Here is a 16,182-nt window from a genome sequence, read left to right as displayed (position 1 = left end):
CCGGACACGATCCAGGACGGCTACGTTCCTCCCATGAGCGAAGCACTCGATTCCCTGCTCGATCTGCTCGACCTGGAGCGGATCGAGCGGGACATCTTCCGGGGCGCCAGCCGCTCGGCGGTGGTGCCCCGGGTGTTCGGCGGCCAGGTCGCGGCCCAGGCGCTGGTCGCGGCCGGCCGGACCGTGCCCGACGGCTGCCAGGCGCACTCCCTCCACGCGTACTTCCTGCGGATGGGCGACCCCGGCGCGCCGATCGTCTACAGCGTCGACCGCATCCGCGACGGCCGGTCGTTCACCACCCGCCGGGTCGTCGCGGTGCAGCACGGGCAGCCGATCTTCCACCTCTCCGCGTCCTTCCAGACGTACGAGGAGGGGATGGAGCACCAGGTGGCCATGCCGGACGCCCCGGACCCGGAGACCCTTCCGACGGCCGCCGAGATGATGCCGCGGTACGCCGACCGCTTCACCGAGCCCGGCATGGTCGACCGGGTGCTGGAGGCGCGGGCGGCGGTGGACCTGCGGTACGTGGAGGCCCCGCCGTTCGCTACCGCCGGGCAGCCCCGGGAGCCCCGCTCGCAGGTGTGGTTCCGTACCCGGGGCAAGCTCGCGGACGACCCGTTGCTGCACGTCTGCCTGGCGACGTACGTCTCCGACATGACGCTGCTGGACTCCGTGCTGCTGGCCCACGGGCGCGGCGGCTGGGCGGTCGGCGACGTGGTCGGGGCGAGCCTGGACCACGCGATGTGGTTCCACCGGCCGTTCCGGGCGGACGAGTGGCTGCTGTACGACCAGGAGTCCCCGACCTCGTCCGGCGGGCGCGGTCTCGGCCAGGCGCGGATCTGGACGCAGGACGGGCGCCTCGCGATCACGGTGATCCAGGAGGGCCTGATCCGCACCCCGCGCGGGCACTGAAACGTCCCCACGCGCTCACGCCGGTACGGAGTGTCCCGCGGTATCACGGACATACTCGCCCCCATGAGTGCCGACCCCGCGAAGAACCCCGAGAGCCCCGAGGACCCCGAGGACCCCGAGAACGCCGGGGACCCGAAGAGCCCCGAGGACCCCGAGCGCGCCGCCCGTACGGAGAAGTCCGAGGAGTCCACGGCCACCGTCGTCGTCGCGGCGGTCGCCAACCTCGGCATCGCCGTGGCAAAGGCGGTCGCGGGCCTGATCAGCGGTTCGAGCGCGATGCTCTCGGAGGCCGCGCACTCGGTCGCCGACACCGTCACCGAGGTCATGCTCCTCACCGCACTCAAGCGGAGCGAGAAGCCCGCCGACGAGGAACACCCGCTGGGGTACGGCCCCGAGCGCTACATCTGGGCGATGCTCGCCTCCATCGCCACCTTCGTCGGCGGCGCGGTGTTCTCGGTCTACGACGGGGTGCACACCCTCGTGTCGGGCGAGAAGCTGGGCGATCCCCTCGTCTCCTACCTCGTGCTGGCGGTCGCCTTCCTGCTGGAGGGCTTCTCGCTGCGGACGGGCGTCAAACAGGTGCGCCGCGAGGCCGCGCGACTGCACGCCCCCGCCGCGCACTATCTGCGGCACACCCCGGACACGGCGGTGAAGGCCGTGGTCATGGAGGACTCGGCGGCGCTGGTCGGACTGGTCCTCGCGGCGGGCGGTCTGCTCGGCGGGCAGCTGACCGGCTCCGGGGTGTGGGACGGCATCGCGTCCGTACTGATCGGTGTCCTGCTGGTGTACGTGGCCTGGGTGCTCGGCCGGTCCAACGCCCAACTGCTCATCGGCCGGCCGCTGCCCGAGGCGATGCGGGCGGGGGTCCGGTCCGAACTCCTCGCCGTGCCGGACGTCGTGGAGGTGCTGGAGCTGACCACGCTGATCCAGGGGCCGACGGAGATCCTGATCGCCGCGAAGATCGACTTCCGTGACCTGGCGAGCGCCGCGGACGTCGAGTGGGCCTGCGAGCGCGCCGAGCGGCGGCTGCGTGAGCGCTTCCCGTCCGTGAAGCGGGTCTACCTGGACCCGACGCCGGGCCCGGCCCAGCGGAGGGAGCGGGAGCGGGGCGGGTCGGCTGGGTGACCGGGGCCGCCCGTACCGCTGACGGCCGATGTCCAGGGTCGCCCGCTGCTGCCTCTACGACGTGGTCGCCGCTCCTGACGGGATCACCGCGTGACCGGCGTCCGGGAAGGCGCCTCCGGCTCCGTCCCGGGCCCTTCCCCCGACACCTTCCGTGCCAGGGCCTCGCGCAGTCCGGTGAGTCGGGCGATCTCCGCGTCGAGGGCGGCGAGCCGCTGTCCGACGACCCCGGGCGATCCGGGCTCGGTCGAGACGCACCGTACCGGGCGGCCCGAGGCCAGCAGGTGGAGGCGGTCGGCGCAGGCGTGTACGTCCGCCACGGTGAGTCCGGCGGCGAGCAGCTCCCGCACGACGCGGACCCTGGCAACGTCCTCCGGGCCGTAATCCCGTTGGCCGGAGGTGGTCCGGTCGGGCGGGGCGAGCAGGCCGCGCTGTTCGTAGAAGCGCAGGGCCCGTGGGGTCGTCCCCGCCGCCGCTGCCGCGTCCCCGATCCGCATCCGCACCGCCTCCGGTCCCGCTCCTCGGGGTCCGCGCCCCGTACTCCGCCGTCAGGAGGAGACTTCCACCACGACCCCGCCGAAATGCCGCCCCTCGACGAGTTGTTGGAACGCGAGCGGGGCGTTCTCCAAGCCCGCGACGGGGGTGTACGGGAAACGGATCTCGCCCGAGCGCAGCCAGCCGCCGAACCTCCGGGTCCATTCCGCCTCCACGTCCGGGTGGTCGCCGCCTGCGTAACCGCGTACCGAGACGCCCTTCACGATCAACCGGTACGTGTCGATCCCGGCGGGTGCGCTGCCTCCGCCGCGCCGGGCGTCCAACTGTCCGGAGAGCGCGCCGACCAGGGCGAACCGGGCGCCCGGCCGGGCCGCGTCCACCGCCGCCGTGAGCTGTTCGCCGCCGACGAGGTCCAGCAGCACGTCGATGCCCCCGGGCGCCGCCTCGGCCAGTTGCCCGGCGAAGTCTCCGGCGCCGCGCACCACCACGGCGTCGTAACCGAGTTCGGCCACCAGCCGCTCGGCCTTGGCGGCCGAGCCGGTGGTGCCGACGACCCGGCCCGCGCCCAGCAACCGGGCGATCTGACCGGCGAGAGTGCCGACCGCCCCGGCCGCCCCCGTGACGAGCACGGTGTCGCCGGGGCGCACCCCGGCGAGCCGGGTGAGCGCGCCGTACGCCGACGAGCCCTGGGCGAGGTACGCCACCGGGTCGGGCAGTTCGTCCCCGAGCGGCAGCACCTGACCGACGGGCAGCACGGCGAACTCCCGCCAGCCGAGCAGATGCGCCACCCGGTCGCCCGGCCGCAGCGGACCGCCGTCCGGCGCGAGGACGACCTCGCCCACCGCCGGCCCGATGACGGTGTCGCCGCCGCGCAGCGGGGGCAGCGGGACCCCGTCGTTCTCGGTGCCCATCAGGGTGCGCAGCCCGGCGAAGAGGGCGAAGTGGCTGTTGCGGACGAGCACTTCGCCGGGACCGGGCTGCGGGACCGGGGTCTCCGCGACGGTGAAGTGCTTGGCCTCGGGCAGCCCGTCGGGCGTCACGGCGAGGCGGATCTCGCGGGAGGTACGGGGCAGGTCGGCGGACATCGCGGGCTCCTGGCGTTCGCGGGTCGGCGGGCGGCGGGCGTACCCGTCGCCCAACGGGTGTGCGGACGCTAGCCCTTGACCCGCGCGTCAGGGTCAAGCCCGGCGACCGATTTCCGGCCGCCCTCTCCGTGCGTGGTCATGTGGGGTGAACCGAGCCGCTTCTCACCTGGTCGGGGCGGAGCGGGAGCAATCCGGGTGCGGGGCCGGGCTGGACGCGCGGGGCGGCGGGGCCGTCCGTATTCTGCGGTGGGCGAGGCGCCCGCAGGGGCCGGGTGCCCGACGAACGACCAGGAGGTCGACCGGTGATCACGCTGTCCGCCGTGGGAGGGGTGGCTCTGGTCGAACTGGGCATGGCCCTGACCCCGGGGCCGAACATGATCCACCTCGCGTCCCGCGCGATCACCCAGGGGCGCAGGGCGGGTCTGGTCAGCCTCGGCGGGACCGCCGTGGGCTTCGTCTGCTACCTGGTGGCCTCCGCTGCGGGACTCTCCGCGCTCTTCACCGCCGTGCCGGTGGCGTACACCGTGGTCAAGCTCGCCGGTGCCGCCTACCTGGCCTACCTCGCCTGGGGGATGCTCAAGCCCGGCGGCCGTTCGCCCTTCGCCCCGACCCAGGACCTGCTTCCGGTCTCGGACGCCCGGCTGTTCTCGACGGGGCTGCTGACCAACCTGCTCAACCCCAAGATCGCGCTGCTGTACGCCGCCCTGCTGCCCCAGTTCCTGGACTCTCGGGCAGGTCCGGCGTGGGCGCAGCTGCTCCAGCTCGGCGGTGTGCAGATCGTCGTGGGGATCACGGTGAACGCCCTGATCATGCTGGGCGCGGCACGGATATCCGGTTGTCTGGCCGCCCGGCCCCGCGTCATGACCACCCAGCGGTTCGCGGCGGGCGGTCTGCTCGGCGTCTTCGCCCTGCGCACCGCGCTCTCGCGCACTCCCGTCTCCTCCTGAGTCCGGCCCCTTCGGCGCTGGTCGCGCGTGCCGCGCACGCGCATCCGGCAGGGGCTCCCCCGATCGGGCTCCTTCAGGTCAGCCCCGCCGCTCCCAGCAGGTACTCCGTCATCGGGTCGTAGTGGCGTGGGTCCGGCACGTTGTCGTCCAGCGGGACGGTGACCAGGAGGGCGCCTTCCGCCTCGCCGAGGAAGAGGGCGGGGTCGTTGCAGTCGGCGTAGCCGATGGCGTCGAGTCCGCGCCCGCCCGCGCAGCCGGCCCAGCCGTGGTCGGCGAGGACGAGGTCGGGCTGCGGGCGGCCGTCGCGCTCCAGGCCGTCCAGGACGGCGGCCATCGGCGCCGGGGAGTGGGTGTGCCAGAGGGACGCGCCGTGTTCCAGGACCGCGACGTCCGCGAACTGGACGACGTTCCCCTCGTCCGCGCGCAGCCCGGCCGGGATGGTCACGATCTCGCAGCCCGCCGCGCGCAGCGCGTCCGCCGTCCTGCGGTGCACGTCGAGGAGGCCGCCGGGGTGGCCGGTGGCGACGAGGACGCTCTCGGTGTCCGCCACCGCCTTGCGCAGGCGTTCCGCCATCCGGTCGAGTGCGTCGACGGTCAGTTCGGGGTCGATGGTGTCCTGGCCGAAGCGGTGGGCCGGGTCGTCGATGACCCCGCAGCGCTCCGCCATGACGGCGAGGACGTCCTGTTCGTCGGTCCAGCGGTCGCCGAGGTCCAGCCCGAGCCAGTAGTGGCGGTCTCCGTTGGCGAGCGCCCGGTAGTGCGCGAGGTTGTTGTCGCGGGGCGTGGCCACGTCGCCGGCGATGCGGGTACGGACGAGGTGGTCGGTGAGTTCGGCGCGGCTGGGTATCGGCATGGCGCCCATTCTGCCGTCACCTGTGCGCGCCACGCCCGGCATCTCGTACCCCGGGACCGGCCGGACCCGTACGCGGCGCTCAGCGCTCGCCGGCCGCCGCCGCGAAGGCGCCCCGGGCGAGGCGGTGCAGCAGCTTCGCCGTCCCCGCACGGTCGGGGAGGGCTTCGGGGCGGGCCAGGCGGGGGGTGGAGTTGAGCAGGCCGAATACGGCGTGCACGGTGACGCGCGCTTCGGTCTCGGTGAGGACGGGGTAGCGGGTCCGGGCGACGGACACCCAGATCTCGACGTACTCGCGCTGGAGGCGGCGTACCCGCTTGCGGTCGGCGTCACGCAGGCGGTCGAGCTCGCGGTCGTGCAGGGTGATCAGGGGGCGGTCGTCGAGGGCGAAGTCGATGTGGCCCTCGATGAGCGCGTCCAGCAGGGCGTCCGGGGAGGGTTCCGGGGCGGCGGCGTCCTCCTCGACCCGCAGCCGGCCGCCGGTGAGGAGGCGCTCGCTGATGCCGACCAGCAGCTCGGAGAGCATCGCGTCCTTGCCGGGGAAGTGGCGGTAGAGGCCGGGGCCGCTGATGCCCACGGCGGCGCCTATCTCGTCGACACCGACGCCGTGGAAGCCGCGTTCGGCGAAGAGGAGCGCGGCTTCCCGGAGGATCTGCTCCCGGCGGGTGGCTCCCGCGACGCGGGCGGTGACATGGGTGCTCATGGGGATTGATTCTAGACAGGGCCGTTAGCGCTCGTTAACCTGAGGCCGTTCGCGTTAACGCTCATTAACCGCACGGCGGGGGCCACGAGCCCCACCGGTCACGGGGATGGAGGCTCGGCACGATGCAGCGGGCACCGGCACCACAGGCACCGGCACCTCAGGCACCGGTCCTTCGCAGCGCGGCCGATCCCGCCTCCGAGGCCTGGCGGGCCAACGAGGCGGCGCACCGCGCGCTCGCCGACGAGCTTCGGGCGCGGCTCGCCTCGGCCCGGCTCGGCGGGGGCGAGAAGGCGCGCGCCCGCCATGTGGCACGCGGCAAGCTGCTCCCCCGGGACCGGGTGGACACGCTGCTCGACCCCGGTTCGCCCTTCCTGGAGCTGGCGCCGCTGGCCGCCGAGGGACTCTACGGCGGCGCCGCCCCGGCCGCCGGGGTGGTGGCGGGGATCGGCCGGGTGAGCGGCCGGGAGTGCGTGATCGTCGCCAACGACGCGACCGTCAAGGGCGGCACGTACTACCCGATGACCGTGAAGAAGCACCTGCGGGCGCAGGAGGTGGCGCTGGAGAACCGTCTCCCCTGCCTCTACCTGGTGGACTCGGGCGGGGCCTTCCTGCCGATGCAGGACGAGGTGTTCCCGGACCGGGACCACTTCGGCCGGATCTTCTTCAACCAGGCGCGGATGTCGGGGGCCGGCATCCCGCAGATCGCGGCGGTGCTGGGCTCCTGCACGGCGGGGGGCGCGTACGTCCCCGCGATGAGCGACGAGGCGGTCATCGTGCGCGGTCAGGGCACGATCTTCCTCGGCGGCCCGCCGCTGGTGAAGGCGGCGACCGGCGAGGTCGTCACGGCGGAGGAGCTGGGCGGCGGCGAGGTCCACTCGCGCACGTCCGGGGTCACCGACCACCTCGCCGAGGACGACGCGCACGCGCTGCGGATCGTACGGAACATCGTGGCGACGCTCCCCGGACGCGGGGCGCTGCCCTGGACGGTGCGGCAGGGCGAGGACCCGGCGGTGGACCCGGCGGGGCTGTACGGCGCGGTGCCGGTCGACTCGCGCACCCCGTACGACGTGCGCGAGGTGATCGCCCGGGTGGTGGACGGGTCGCGGTTCGCGGAGTTCAAGGCGGAATACGGCCAGACGCTGGTCACCGGGTTCGCACACCTCCACGGGCATCCGGTGGGGATCGTCGCCAACAACGGCATCCTGTTCTCCGAATCGGCCCAGAAGGGCGCGCACTTCATCGAGCTCTGCGACCAGCGGGGCATCCCGCTGGTCTTCCTCCAGAACATCTCGGGCTTCATGGTCGGCAAGGCGTACGAGGCCGGGGGCATCGCCAAGCACGGCGCGAAGATGGTCACCGCCGTCGCCACCACCCGGGTGCCGAAGCTGACGGTCGTCGTCGGCGGATCGTACGGCGCGGGCAACTACTCCATGTGCGGCCGGGCCTACTCCCCCCGCTTCCTGTGGATGTGGCCCAACGCCAAGATCTCGGTGATGGGCGGGGAGCAAGCCGCCTCGGTCCTCGCCACGGTCAAGCGCGACCAGCTCGGCGACGACTGGAGCGCTCAGGACGAGGAGGCGTTCAAGGCTCCGGTCCGCGCGCAGTACGAGGAGCAGGGCAACGCCTACTACGCGACCGCCCGGCTCTGGGACGACGGGGTGATCGACCCGGCGGACACCCGGCAGGTGCTCGGTCTGGCCCTGACCGCGTGCGCCAACGCCCCACTGCCCGAGCGGAATCCGGCGGACCCCGGCTTCGGCATCTTCCGGATGTGAGAGCAGGGCCATGGTCGATGCGACCGAGATGCGGCTGAGAGTGAGGTGAGGACGTCCATGTTCAGCACGGTGCTGGTCGCCAACCGGGGCGAGATCGCGGTACGGGTCATCCGGACCCTGCGCGCCCTCGGCGTCCGGTCGGTCGCTGTCTTCAGCGACGCGGACGCGGGAGCGCGGCACGTACGGGAGGCGGACGCGGCGGTACGGATCGGACCGGCGCCCGCCGCACAGAGCTATCTCAGCGTGCCCGCGCTGCTGGAGGCCGCCCGCCGCACGGGCGCCGAGGCGGTCCATCCGGGGTACGGGTTCCTGGCGGAGAACGCCGCCTTCGCACGGGCGTGCGCACGGGCGGGGCTCGTCTTCATCGGGCCGGGCGCCGACGCGATCGCCCTGATGGGCGACAAGATCCGGGCCAAGGAGACGGTCGCGGCGGCCGGAGTGCCGGTGGTCCCCGGTTCCTCGGGCAGCGGCCTCACCGATGCCCAACTCGCTTCCGCCGCACGCGAGATCGGCATGCCGGTGCTGCTGAAGCCCTCGGCGGGCGGCGGCGGCAAGGGCATGCGGCTGGTGCACGACGAGGGGGTGCTCGCCGAGGAGATCGCGGGGGCCCGCCGGGAGGCGACGGCCTCCTTCGGCGACGACACACTGCTGGTCGAGCGGTGGATCGAGCGCCCCCGGCACATCGAGATCCAGGTACTGGCGGACACCCACGGCAACGTCGTCCACCTCGGCGAGCGCGAGTGCTCGCTCCAGCGCCGCCACCAGAAGGTGATCGAGGAGGCGCCGTCCGTACTGCTCGACGCCGGGACCCGGGCGGCGATGGGCGAGGCGGCGGTCCGGGCCGCCCGTTCCTGCGGCTATGTCGGGGCGGGCACGGTCGAGTTCATCGTGCCGGGCGGCGACCCGGCCGCGTACTGCTTCATGGAGATGAACACCCGGCTCCAGGTCGAGCACCCCGTCACCGAGCTGATCACCGGCCTCGACCTGGTCGAGTGGCAGCTGCGGGTCGCCTCCGGCGAACGACTCCCCTGCGCCCAGGCCGGCATCACCCTCACCGGACACGCCGTGGAGGCCCGGGTCTGCGCCGAGGACCCCGCGCGCGGCTTCCTCCCCTCCGGCGGCACGGTGCTCGCGCTGGACGAACCCGGGGGCGGCGGGGTCCGGACGGACTCGGGGCTGAGCGAGGGCACGGAGGTCGGTTCGCTGTACGACCCGATGCTGTCGAAGGTCATCGCGTACGGCCCCGACCGGGCGACCGCACTGCGCCGGCTGCGGGCCGCGCTCGCGGACACCGTGATCCTCGGCGTACCGACCAACGCGGGTTTTCTGCGAAGGCTGTTGGGCCATCCGGCGGTGATCGCGGGCGAGCTGGACACGGGCCTCGTGGAGCGCGAGGCGGCCGGGCTGGTCCCGGACGGCGTCCCGGACGAGGTGTACGCGGCGGCCGCCGCCGTACGCGCGGACGCGCTCGCCCCGGTGCCGGACGCGAACGGGTGGACGGACCCGTTCTCCGTACCGGACGGCTGGCGGACCGGCGGCTCCCCCGCCCCGCTCACCTTCCTGCTGCGGGTGGCCGGACAGGAGCCGGTGGTACGCGAGGCTCCTGGCGGCGCGACGGTCGGCCCGGACCGGGTGAGCGTCGAACTCGACGGTGTGGTGCACCACTTCCGCCGCGCCGGGCAGTGGCTCGGCCGCGACGGCGACACCTGGCAGGTGCGGGACCACGACCCGGTGGAGGCGTCCCTGAGCGGGGCGGCCCGCGGGGGTGCGGACACCCTCGCGGCGCCGATGCCGGGCACGGTCACCGTGGTCAAGGTGGCGGTCGGGGACACGGTGGCGGCGGGGCAGGCGCTGCTGGTGGTCGAGGCGATGAAGATGGAGCACGTCATCTCCGCCCCGCACGCCGGGACCGTCACCGAACTGGACGTCTCGCCCGGGGCCCCCGTCGCCATGGACCAGGTGCTGGCCGTGGTCGCTCCCGACGACGGGGCCGCCCCCGCGCCGGCCCCGGCTCCCGAGGAGAGGCAGTCATGACCACCCCCCGGCGCCCCGCCCTGCCGATGACCGTCGCCGCGCAGGACCTGCCCGCCCGGGTCCGTATCCACGAAGTGGGCGCGCGCGACGGGCTGCAGAACGAGAAGACGGCTCTGCCGACCGCCGTGAAGGCCGAGTTCATCCACCGGCTCGCCGCCGCGGGGCTCACCACCATCGAGGCGACGAGCTTCGTCCACCCCAAGTGGGTGCCCCAACTCGCCGACGCGGAGAAGCTGTTCCCGATGCTCGGCGATCTTTTGGGGCCGGGCGGGGTGGGCGGGGTCGCCCTCCCGGTCCTCGTACCGAACGAGCGCGGGCTGGAGCGGGCACTCGCGCTCGGGGCGCGGCGGATCGCGGTCTTCGGCTCCGCGACGGAGAGCTTCGCCGCCCGCAACCTCAACCGGTCCGTCGCCCAGTCGCTGGCGATGTTCGAGCCGGTCGTGGCCCGCGCGAAGGAGGACCGGGTGCACGTGCGCGGCTACCTCTCGATGTGCTTCGGCGACCCCTGGGAGGGGCCGGTACCGGTGCACCGGGTCGTCAGGGTGGCCAAGGCGCTGATGGACCTCGGCTGCGACGAACTCTCCCTCGGCGACACGATCGGCGTCGCCACCCCCGGCCACGTGCGGACCCTGCTCGCCGCGCTGAACGAGGAGGGGGTACGTACCGACGCGATCGGCGTGCACTTCCACGACACCTACGGCCAGGCCCTCTCCAACACCCTCGCGGCGCTCCAGCACGGGGTGACCACCGTCGACGCGTCGGCGGGCGGCCTCGGCGGCTGCCCGTACGCGAAGAGCGCGACCGGAAACCTCGCCACCGAGGACCTGGTGTGGATGCTCCGGGGCCTCGGCATCGACACCGGGGTGGACCTCGACGCCCTCTGCGCCACCAGCGTGTGGCTGGCCGGGCAGTTGGGCCGCCCGAGCCCGTCCCGGACCGTCCGCGCGCTCTCGCCGAGCCCGGAGCCGCCCCCCGCGTCCCCCGAGCCTCCCGCGTCCCCCGCGTCCCCCGCGTCCCCCGCGTCCCCCGAGGAGTGACCCCGCCATGCCCCTGGACCACCGGCTCGCCGCCGAGCACGAGGAACTGCGCCGTACCGTGGAGGAGTTCGCCCACGAGGTGGTCGCCCCGAAGATCGGCGACTTCTACGAACGCCACGAGTTCCCGTACGAGATCGTGCGGGAGATGGGCCGGATGGGCCTGTTCGGGCTGCCGTTCCCGGAGGAGTACGGCGGGATGGGCGGCGACTACCTCGCCCTCGGGATCGCCCTGGAGGAGCTGGCCCGGGTCGACTCCTCGGTGGCGATCACCCTGGAGGCGGGCGTCTCGCTGGGCGCCATGCCGGTGTACCGCTTCGGCACCGAGGAGCAGAAGCAGCGGTGGCTGCCGAAGCTCTGCGCGGGCGAGGCGCTGGGCGCGTTCGGCCTGACCGAGCCCGACGGCGGCTCGGACGCGGGCGGCACCCGCACCACGGCGGTGCTGGACGAGGCGGCCGGCGAGTGGGTGATCAACGGCTCCAAGTGCTTCATCACCAACTCCGGTACGGACATCACCGCGTTGGTGACCGTGACGGCCGTGACCGGCCGCAAGGACGACGGCTCCCCGCGCATCTCCGCGATCGTCGTCCCGTCCGGCACCCCCGGCTTCACGGTCGCCGCCCCGTACTCCAAGGTCGGGTGGAGCGCCTCCGACACCCGCGAACTCTCCTTCGCCGACGTCCGCGTCCCGGCTACCAACCTGCTCGGCGAGGAGGGCCGGGGGTACGCCCAGTTCCTCCGCATCCTCGACGAGGGCCGGATCGCGATCTCCGCCCTGGCGACCGGGCTGGCCCAGGGGTGCGTGGACGAGTCGGTGAAGTACGCCGCCGAACGCCACGCCTTCGGCCGCCCGATCGGCGCCAACCAGGCCATCCAGTTCAAGATCGCCGACATGGAGACCCGCGCCCACATGGCCCGCATCGGCTGGCGCGACGCGGCCTCCCGCCTGGTGGCCGGCGAGCCCTTCAAGAAGGAGGCGGCCATCGCGAAGCTCTACTCCTCGACCGTCGCCGTCGACAACGCCCGCGACGCCACCCAGATCCACGGCGGCTACGGCTTCATGAACGAGTACCCGGTCGCCCGCATGTGGCGCGACTCCAAGATCCTGGAGATCGGCGAGGGCACCAGCGAGGTCCAGCGGATGCTGATCGCCCGGGAGTTGGGGCTGCCGGCGGCGTGAGCGCAGCGGCGGTCCACCACGCCGGCCCGTCCCGGCCCCGCCCTCAGCTCCCCGGCTCGGCGACGCGGCGGCGCACGTCGACCGTCAGCTTCTCCAGCAGGCCGGTCAGGAGGCCGCGTTCGGTGTCGGTCAGGGAGGCGACGAGGGTGGCCTCTCGGCCGAGCAACGACCTCGGCCCACGCGGCATCACCACGAACGTCATCGCGGCGGGCCATGTCGCCGGCACCGGCTTCTTCCGCGGCGCCATGACGGACGAGCGGCACGACAACCTCGTACGCGAGACCCACACGAAGCGGGCAGGTACGCCCGAGGACATCGCGGCGACGGTGTACTTCCTCGCCTCGCCGGGCGCGGGACAGCTCACCGGGCAGACCGTCCACGTCAACGGGGGCGCGTTCACCACGCGGTAGACCGCGTCCGGATCAGATCCGCCGCCCCCATGATCGGTTCCCGCCCCTGCGGCCCCTGCGGCAGCGTTCGCCATGACGACCCCGTACGAGCACTGACCCCTCCACGGACTCCGCATCCGTACGCCCCGACTCGAACTCCGGCTCCCCGACACCACCCTCGCCGACCGGCTCACGGCCGTGGCCGGGGCGGGGGCGCACACGGCCGACCGAATGCCGTTCACCGTGTTGTGGGCCGATGACGAGCCCGGGGCGGTGGAGGGGCTCTCGCGGGCGGCGGCCCGGCTCGAACCCGACCCCGGTCCGTCCCATCCGGCCACCGTGGCCGAATGATCGCCGCCCCGGCCCCAGGAACCGACCGGGCGGACGGAGTCCGACGGCCTGCGTTCGGGGGTCCGGTGGCGGAGCGTGTCCGTGCCCGGTGGCCCGCATCGGCCGGTACGGTCCGGCCCGCGCGGGGGTTACCGGGCGTAGCCGTCGGCTCGGGCGGACCGCTTCCGGCCATCTCCCCGAGGCCTCCCCCACGCCCCCCCTCTCACCTCCCCACGAACACCGCACGGAAGAGTTAAGCGCCGCCGTGCCACATGTTTCACACAGCTCCTGCCCGATTTCGGGCAGATTTCTTGCATAAGGACGCCTGTCCACGCAGTATCAACGGGTGCTCGAACGCCGCTCGTCCCACGACGACCTCATCGACCACCTCGTACGCTCCACCTCGCTCCAGCGCGGTGAGGCGGCCCGGGTGGTACTCGACGTGCTGGCGTTCTTCGACGAGACGACCGAGGCCTTCGTCCGGCGCCGCCACCGAGAACTGCAGTCGGGCGGCCTGGTCAACACGGAGATCTTCGAGCGGATCGCGGCCGAGCTGCCGCACCGCGCGGTGGCACCCCCGGAGCTCTCGCTCCGGCAGCTGCGCCGCATCGTCTACGGCTGAGGCAACGGCCGAGGCTCCGCCGGAGGCCGAGCACCGCAGGGCATCCGTTCGTCGTTGGAGGGGTAGAAAACATGTGCGGGATCGTCGGATACATCGGTAGGCGTGACGTGGCTCCGCTGCTGCTGGAAGGTCTGCAGCGGCTGGAGTACCGGGGGTACGACTCGGCGGGCATCGTCGTGACGGGCAAGGCCGCGGCGGGCAAGCCGGGCACGCTGAAGATGGTCAAGGCGAAGGGCCGCGTCCGCGAGCTGGAGGCCCGTGTCCCCAAGCGTTTCGCGGGGACGACCGGCATCGCGCACACCCGCTGGGCCACCCACGGTGCCCCGAGCGACGCGAACGCCCACCCGCACATGGACGCGGAGAACAAGGTCGCCGTCGTCCACAACGGCATCATCGACAACGCCTCCGAGCTCCGTGCGAAGCTCGTCGCCGACGGCGTCGTCTTCCTCTCCGAGACCGACACCGAGGTGCTGGTCCACCTGATCGCCCGCGCCCAGGCCGAGACGCTGGAGGAGAAGGTCCGCGAGGCGCTGCGCTCCGTCGAGGGCACCTACGGCATCGCGGTGATGCACGCGGACTTCAACGACCGCATCGTCGTCGCCCGCAACGGCTCCCCGGTCGTCCTCGGCATCGGCGAGAAGGAGATGTTCGTCGCCTCCGACGTCGCAGCCCTCGTCGCCCACACCCGCCAGATCGTGACCCTCGACGACGGCGAGATGGCCACCCTCAAGGCCGACGACTTCCGTACGTACACGACGGAGGGCTCGACCACGACGGCCACGCCGACCACCGTGGAGTGGGAGGCCGAGTCGTACGACATGGGCGGCCACGACACGTACATGCACAAGGAGATCTCCGAGCAGGCCGACGCGGTGGACCGCGTGCTGCGCGGGCGGATCGACGACCGGTTCTCCACCGTGCACCTGGGCGGCCTCAACCTGGACGCCCGCGAGGCGCGCGGGGTGCGCCGGATCAAGATCCTCGGTTGCGGCACCTCGTACCACGCCGGTCAGATCGGCGCCCAGCTGATCGAGGAGCTGGCCCGCATCCCCGCGGACGCCGAGCCCGCTTCCGAGTTCCGCTACCGCAACCCGGTCGTGGACCCCGACACCCTCTACGTCGCCGTCTCCCAGTCCGGCGAGACCTACGACGTGCTGGCCGCCGTGCAGGAGCTGAAGCGCAAGGGCGCCCGCGTCCTGGGCATCGTCAACGTCGTGGGTTCCGCCATCGCCCGGGAGGCCGACGGCGGTACGTACGTCCACGCGGGCCCCGAGGTCTGCGTCGTGTCCACCAAGTGCTTCACCAACACCGTGGTCTCCTTCGCGCTGCTCGCCCTGCACCTGGGCCGCATCCGTGACCTGTCGGTCGCGGACGGCAAGCGGATCATCGCGGGTCTGCGCCGGCTGCCGGAGCAGATCAGCGAGATCCTGGCGAACGAGGACGAGATCAAGCGGCTGGCGGCCGAGTACGCGGACGCCAAGTCGATGATGTTCATCGGCCGGGTGCGGGGTTACCCGGTGGCCCGCGAGGCCTCGCTGAAGCTCAAGGAGGTCTCGTACATCCACGCCGAGGCGTACCCGGCCTCCGAGCTGAAGCACGGGCCGCTGGCCCTGATCGAGCCCGCCATGCCGACCGTGGCGATCGTGCCGGACGACGAGCTGCTGGAGAAGAACCGGGCCGCGATGGAGGAGATCAAGGCGCGCAGCGGCCGGATCCTCGCCGTCGCGCACCAGGTCCAGGAGAAGGCGGACCACACCATCGTGGTGCCGAAGAACGAGAACGAGCTCGACCCGATCCTGATGGGCATCCCGCTCCAGCTCTTCGCGTACCACACGGCGCTGGCCATGGGACGGGACATCGACAAGCCCCGCAACCTGGCGAAGTCCGTCACCGTCGAATAGCCGAACGCCCCTGCCCCGGCGGGGCGGAGGAGACCGGGCGTACCTGGCGGAAGCGGACGCACACCACTCGATCGTGGTGCGCGTCCGCTTCCGTCGTACGCGTGTGACCCGGCGTACCGATGTGCGACGACGGGGTGTTGACGGCCCGTCGACCACGCGTGGGGTGCGGTGTCCCGGGGTGCGGTGGTCAGGGAATGACGATGACGGGGCGTTGCGCCCGGCGGGCGAGACGGCCGGCCACGGAGCCGAAGATCCGGCCCACCAGACCGTGCGTCGACCCGACGACGATCGCGTCGGCGGCATACTCGCGGCCGACTTCCTCAAGTTCGTGACAGATGTCGCCGCCGCGCTCGACCAGCACCCACGGCACCTCCGAGAGGTATTCCGCGCAAGCCAGTTCGAGACCGAGCACCTCGGTGCGGTGATCGGGCACGTCGACGAAGACGGGCGGTTCGCAGCCTGCCCAGACGGTGGTCGGAAGCCGGTTGGCGACATGCACGATGATCAGCCCGGAGCCGGATCTGCAGGCCATGCCGATCGCGTAGGCGAGCGCGCGCTCACTGGACGTGGAGCCGTCGAAACCGACCACGACGCCGTGCCGGAAGGCCGGGTCGCAGGAATGACGTGTTTCTTCGACCGTCAGGGGGTCCGACCCGTGGTCGGTTACCTGCTTGCGGTCTGCGGGTTCAGGGGATTCGTGACCGGCCATCGGTGTCTCGGCGAAGAGAGTCCTCGTGAGGAGGGAACGGCTAGGGGGACGTACTCGACTGCGGGGCGCGGGTGTGCGGGACTGGCGACGTGCG

At 72.8% G+C, this 16,182-nt stretch carries 16 protein-coding genes; 10 read left to right on the top strand and 6 right to left on the bottom strand.

What is annotated here, in order from left to right; genetic code table 11:
- The first annotated feature begins 33 nt into the window (after positions 1-33).
- Complete coding sequence (tesB, locus tag OHT52_RS20095) at positions 34-912, top strand: acyl-CoA thioesterase II (protein WP_328721564.1); 879 nt, start codon at positions 34-36, stop codon at positions 910-912.
- Positions 913-975: 63 nt separating this feature from the next.
- On the top strand, positions 976-2,037 hold the full coding sequence (locus OHT52_RS20090; protein WP_328721563.1) for a cation diffusion facilitator family transporter: 1,062 nt from the start codon (positions 976-978) through the stop codon (positions 2,035-2,037).
- Between the two features lie 83 nt (positions 2,038-2,120).
- Here OHT52_RS20090 and OHT52_RS20085 read toward each other — a convergent pair whose 3' ends face one another.
- Entirely contained in the window at positions 2,121-2,531 is a 411-nt protein-coding gene (locus tag OHT52_RS20085) for a MerR family transcriptional regulator (protein WP_328721562.1), read from the bottom strand.
- A gap of 51 nt (positions 2,532-2,582) precedes the next feature.
- Positions 2,583-3,614 carry an NADP-dependent oxidoreductase gene (locus tag OHT52_RS20080; RefSeq protein ID WP_328721561.1) on the bottom strand — a complete coding sequence of 344 codons (1,032 nt, stop codon included), beginning with the start codon at positions 3,612-3,614 and terminating at the stop codon, positions 2,583-2,585.
- Positions 3,615-3,916: 302 nt separating this feature from the next.
- On the opposite strand from OHT52_RS20080, the gene OHT52_RS20075 reads away from it, so the two are divergent.
- A complete protein-coding gene (locus OHT52_RS20075) occupies positions 3,917-4,561 on the top strand; it encodes a LysE family translocator (protein ID WP_328721560.1) in 645 nt (214 codons plus the stop codon).
- A gap of 73 nt (positions 4,562-4,634) precedes the next feature.
- Here OHT52_RS20075 and OHT52_RS20070 read toward each other — a convergent pair whose 3' ends face one another.
- Positions 4,635-5,414, bottom strand: a complete 780-nt coding sequence (locus OHT52_RS20070; RefSeq protein ID WP_328721559.1) for a phosphatase — start codon at positions 5,412-5,414, stop codon at positions 4,635-4,637.
- Between the two features lie 79 nt (positions 5,415-5,493).
- Positions 5,494-6,114, bottom strand: a complete 621-nt coding sequence (locus OHT52_RS20065) for an SACE_7040 family transcriptional regulator (RefSeq protein WP_328721558.1) — start codon at positions 6,112-6,114, stop codon at positions 5,494-5,496.
- A 122-nt stretch (positions 6,115-6,236) separates the two neighbouring features.
- Here OHT52_RS20065 and OHT52_RS20060 point away from each other — a divergent pair, with 122 nt between their 5' ends.
- From OHT52_RS20060 to OHT52_RS20045, 4 genes are read left to right on the top strand one after another with little or no spacing between them, the layout of a single operon-like run.
- Positions 6,237-7,889 carry a carboxyl transferase domain-containing protein gene (locus OHT52_RS20060; RefSeq protein ID WP_328721557.1) on the top strand — a complete coding sequence of 551 codons (1,653 nt, stop codon included), beginning with the start codon at positions 6,237-6,239 and terminating at the stop codon, positions 7,887-7,889.
- Positions 7,890-7,946: 57 nt separating this feature from the next.
- On the top strand, positions 7,947-9,923 hold the full coding sequence (locus OHT52_RS20055; RefSeq protein WP_328721556.1) for an ATP-binding protein: 1,977 nt from the start codon (positions 7,947-7,949) through the stop codon (positions 9,921-9,923).
- On the top strand, positions 9,920-10,960 hold the full coding sequence (locus OHT52_RS20050; RefSeq protein ID WP_328721555.1) for a hydroxymethylglutaryl-CoA lyase: 1,041 nt from the start codon (positions 9,920-9,922) through the stop codon (positions 10,958-10,960). Before OHT52_RS20055 ends, OHT52_RS20050 begins: the two co-directional genes overlap by 4 nt.
- Positions 10,961-10,967: 7 nt before the next feature.
- Positions 10,968-12,137, top strand: coding sequence for an acyl-CoA dehydrogenase family protein (locus OHT52_RS20045; protein ID WP_328721554.1), 1,170 nt, complete (start codon positions 10,968-10,970; stop codon positions 12,135-12,137).
- Positions 12,138-12,180: 43 nt separating this feature from the next.
- Here OHT52_RS20045 and OHT52_RS20040 read toward each other — a convergent pair whose 3' ends face one another.
- The gene (locus OHT52_RS20040) at positions 12,181-12,303 is read right to left on the bottom strand and encodes a hypothetical protein (protein WP_328721553.1); all 123 of its coding nucleotides are present in this window, start codon (positions 12,301-12,303) and stop codon (positions 12,181-12,183) included.
- Here OHT52_RS20040 and OHT52_RS20035 point away from each other — a divergent pair.
- The 3 genes from OHT52_RS20035 to glmS all read left to right on the top strand — a co-directional run bounded on the left by OHT52_RS20035 (position 12,284) and on the right by glmS (position 15,379).
- Positions 12,284-12,547, top strand: coding sequence for an SDR family oxidoreductase (locus tag OHT52_RS20035; RefSeq protein ID WP_328721552.1), 264 nt, complete (start codon positions 12,284-12,286; stop codon positions 12,545-12,547). The two genes, OHT52_RS20040 and OHT52_RS20035, sit on opposite strands and share 20 nt — an antisense overlap.
- A gap of 655 nt (positions 12,548-13,202) precedes the next feature.
- A complete protein-coding gene (locus tag OHT52_RS20030; RefSeq protein ID WP_266704610.1) occupies positions 13,203-13,478 on the top strand; it encodes a hypothetical protein in 276 nt (91 codons plus the stop codon).
- Positions 13,479-13,549: 71 nt separating this feature from the next.
- Complete coding sequence (gene glmS, locus OHT52_RS20025; protein WP_328721551.1) at positions 13,550-15,379, top strand: glutamine--fructose-6-phosphate transaminase (isomerizing); 1,830 nt, start codon at positions 13,550-13,552, stop codon at positions 15,377-15,379.
- Positions 15,380-15,566: 187 nt separating this feature from the next.
- Here glmS and OHT52_RS20020 read toward each other — a convergent pair whose 3' ends face one another.
- Complete coding sequence (locus OHT52_RS20020) at positions 15,567-16,088, bottom strand: universal stress protein (protein WP_327175938.1); 522 nt, start codon at positions 16,086-16,088, stop codon at positions 15,567-15,569.
- Positions 16,089-16,182: the final 94 nt, after the last annotated feature.

The sequence above is a fragment of the Streptomyces sp. NBC_00247 genome (genome assembly GCF_036188265.1).
Lineage (GTDB): Bacteria > Actinomycetota > Actinomycetes > Streptomycetales > Streptomycetaceae > Streptomyces.
Note: the sequence above shows the minus strand (reverse complement) of the source record. Positions and strands in the feature narration are given on the sequence as shown.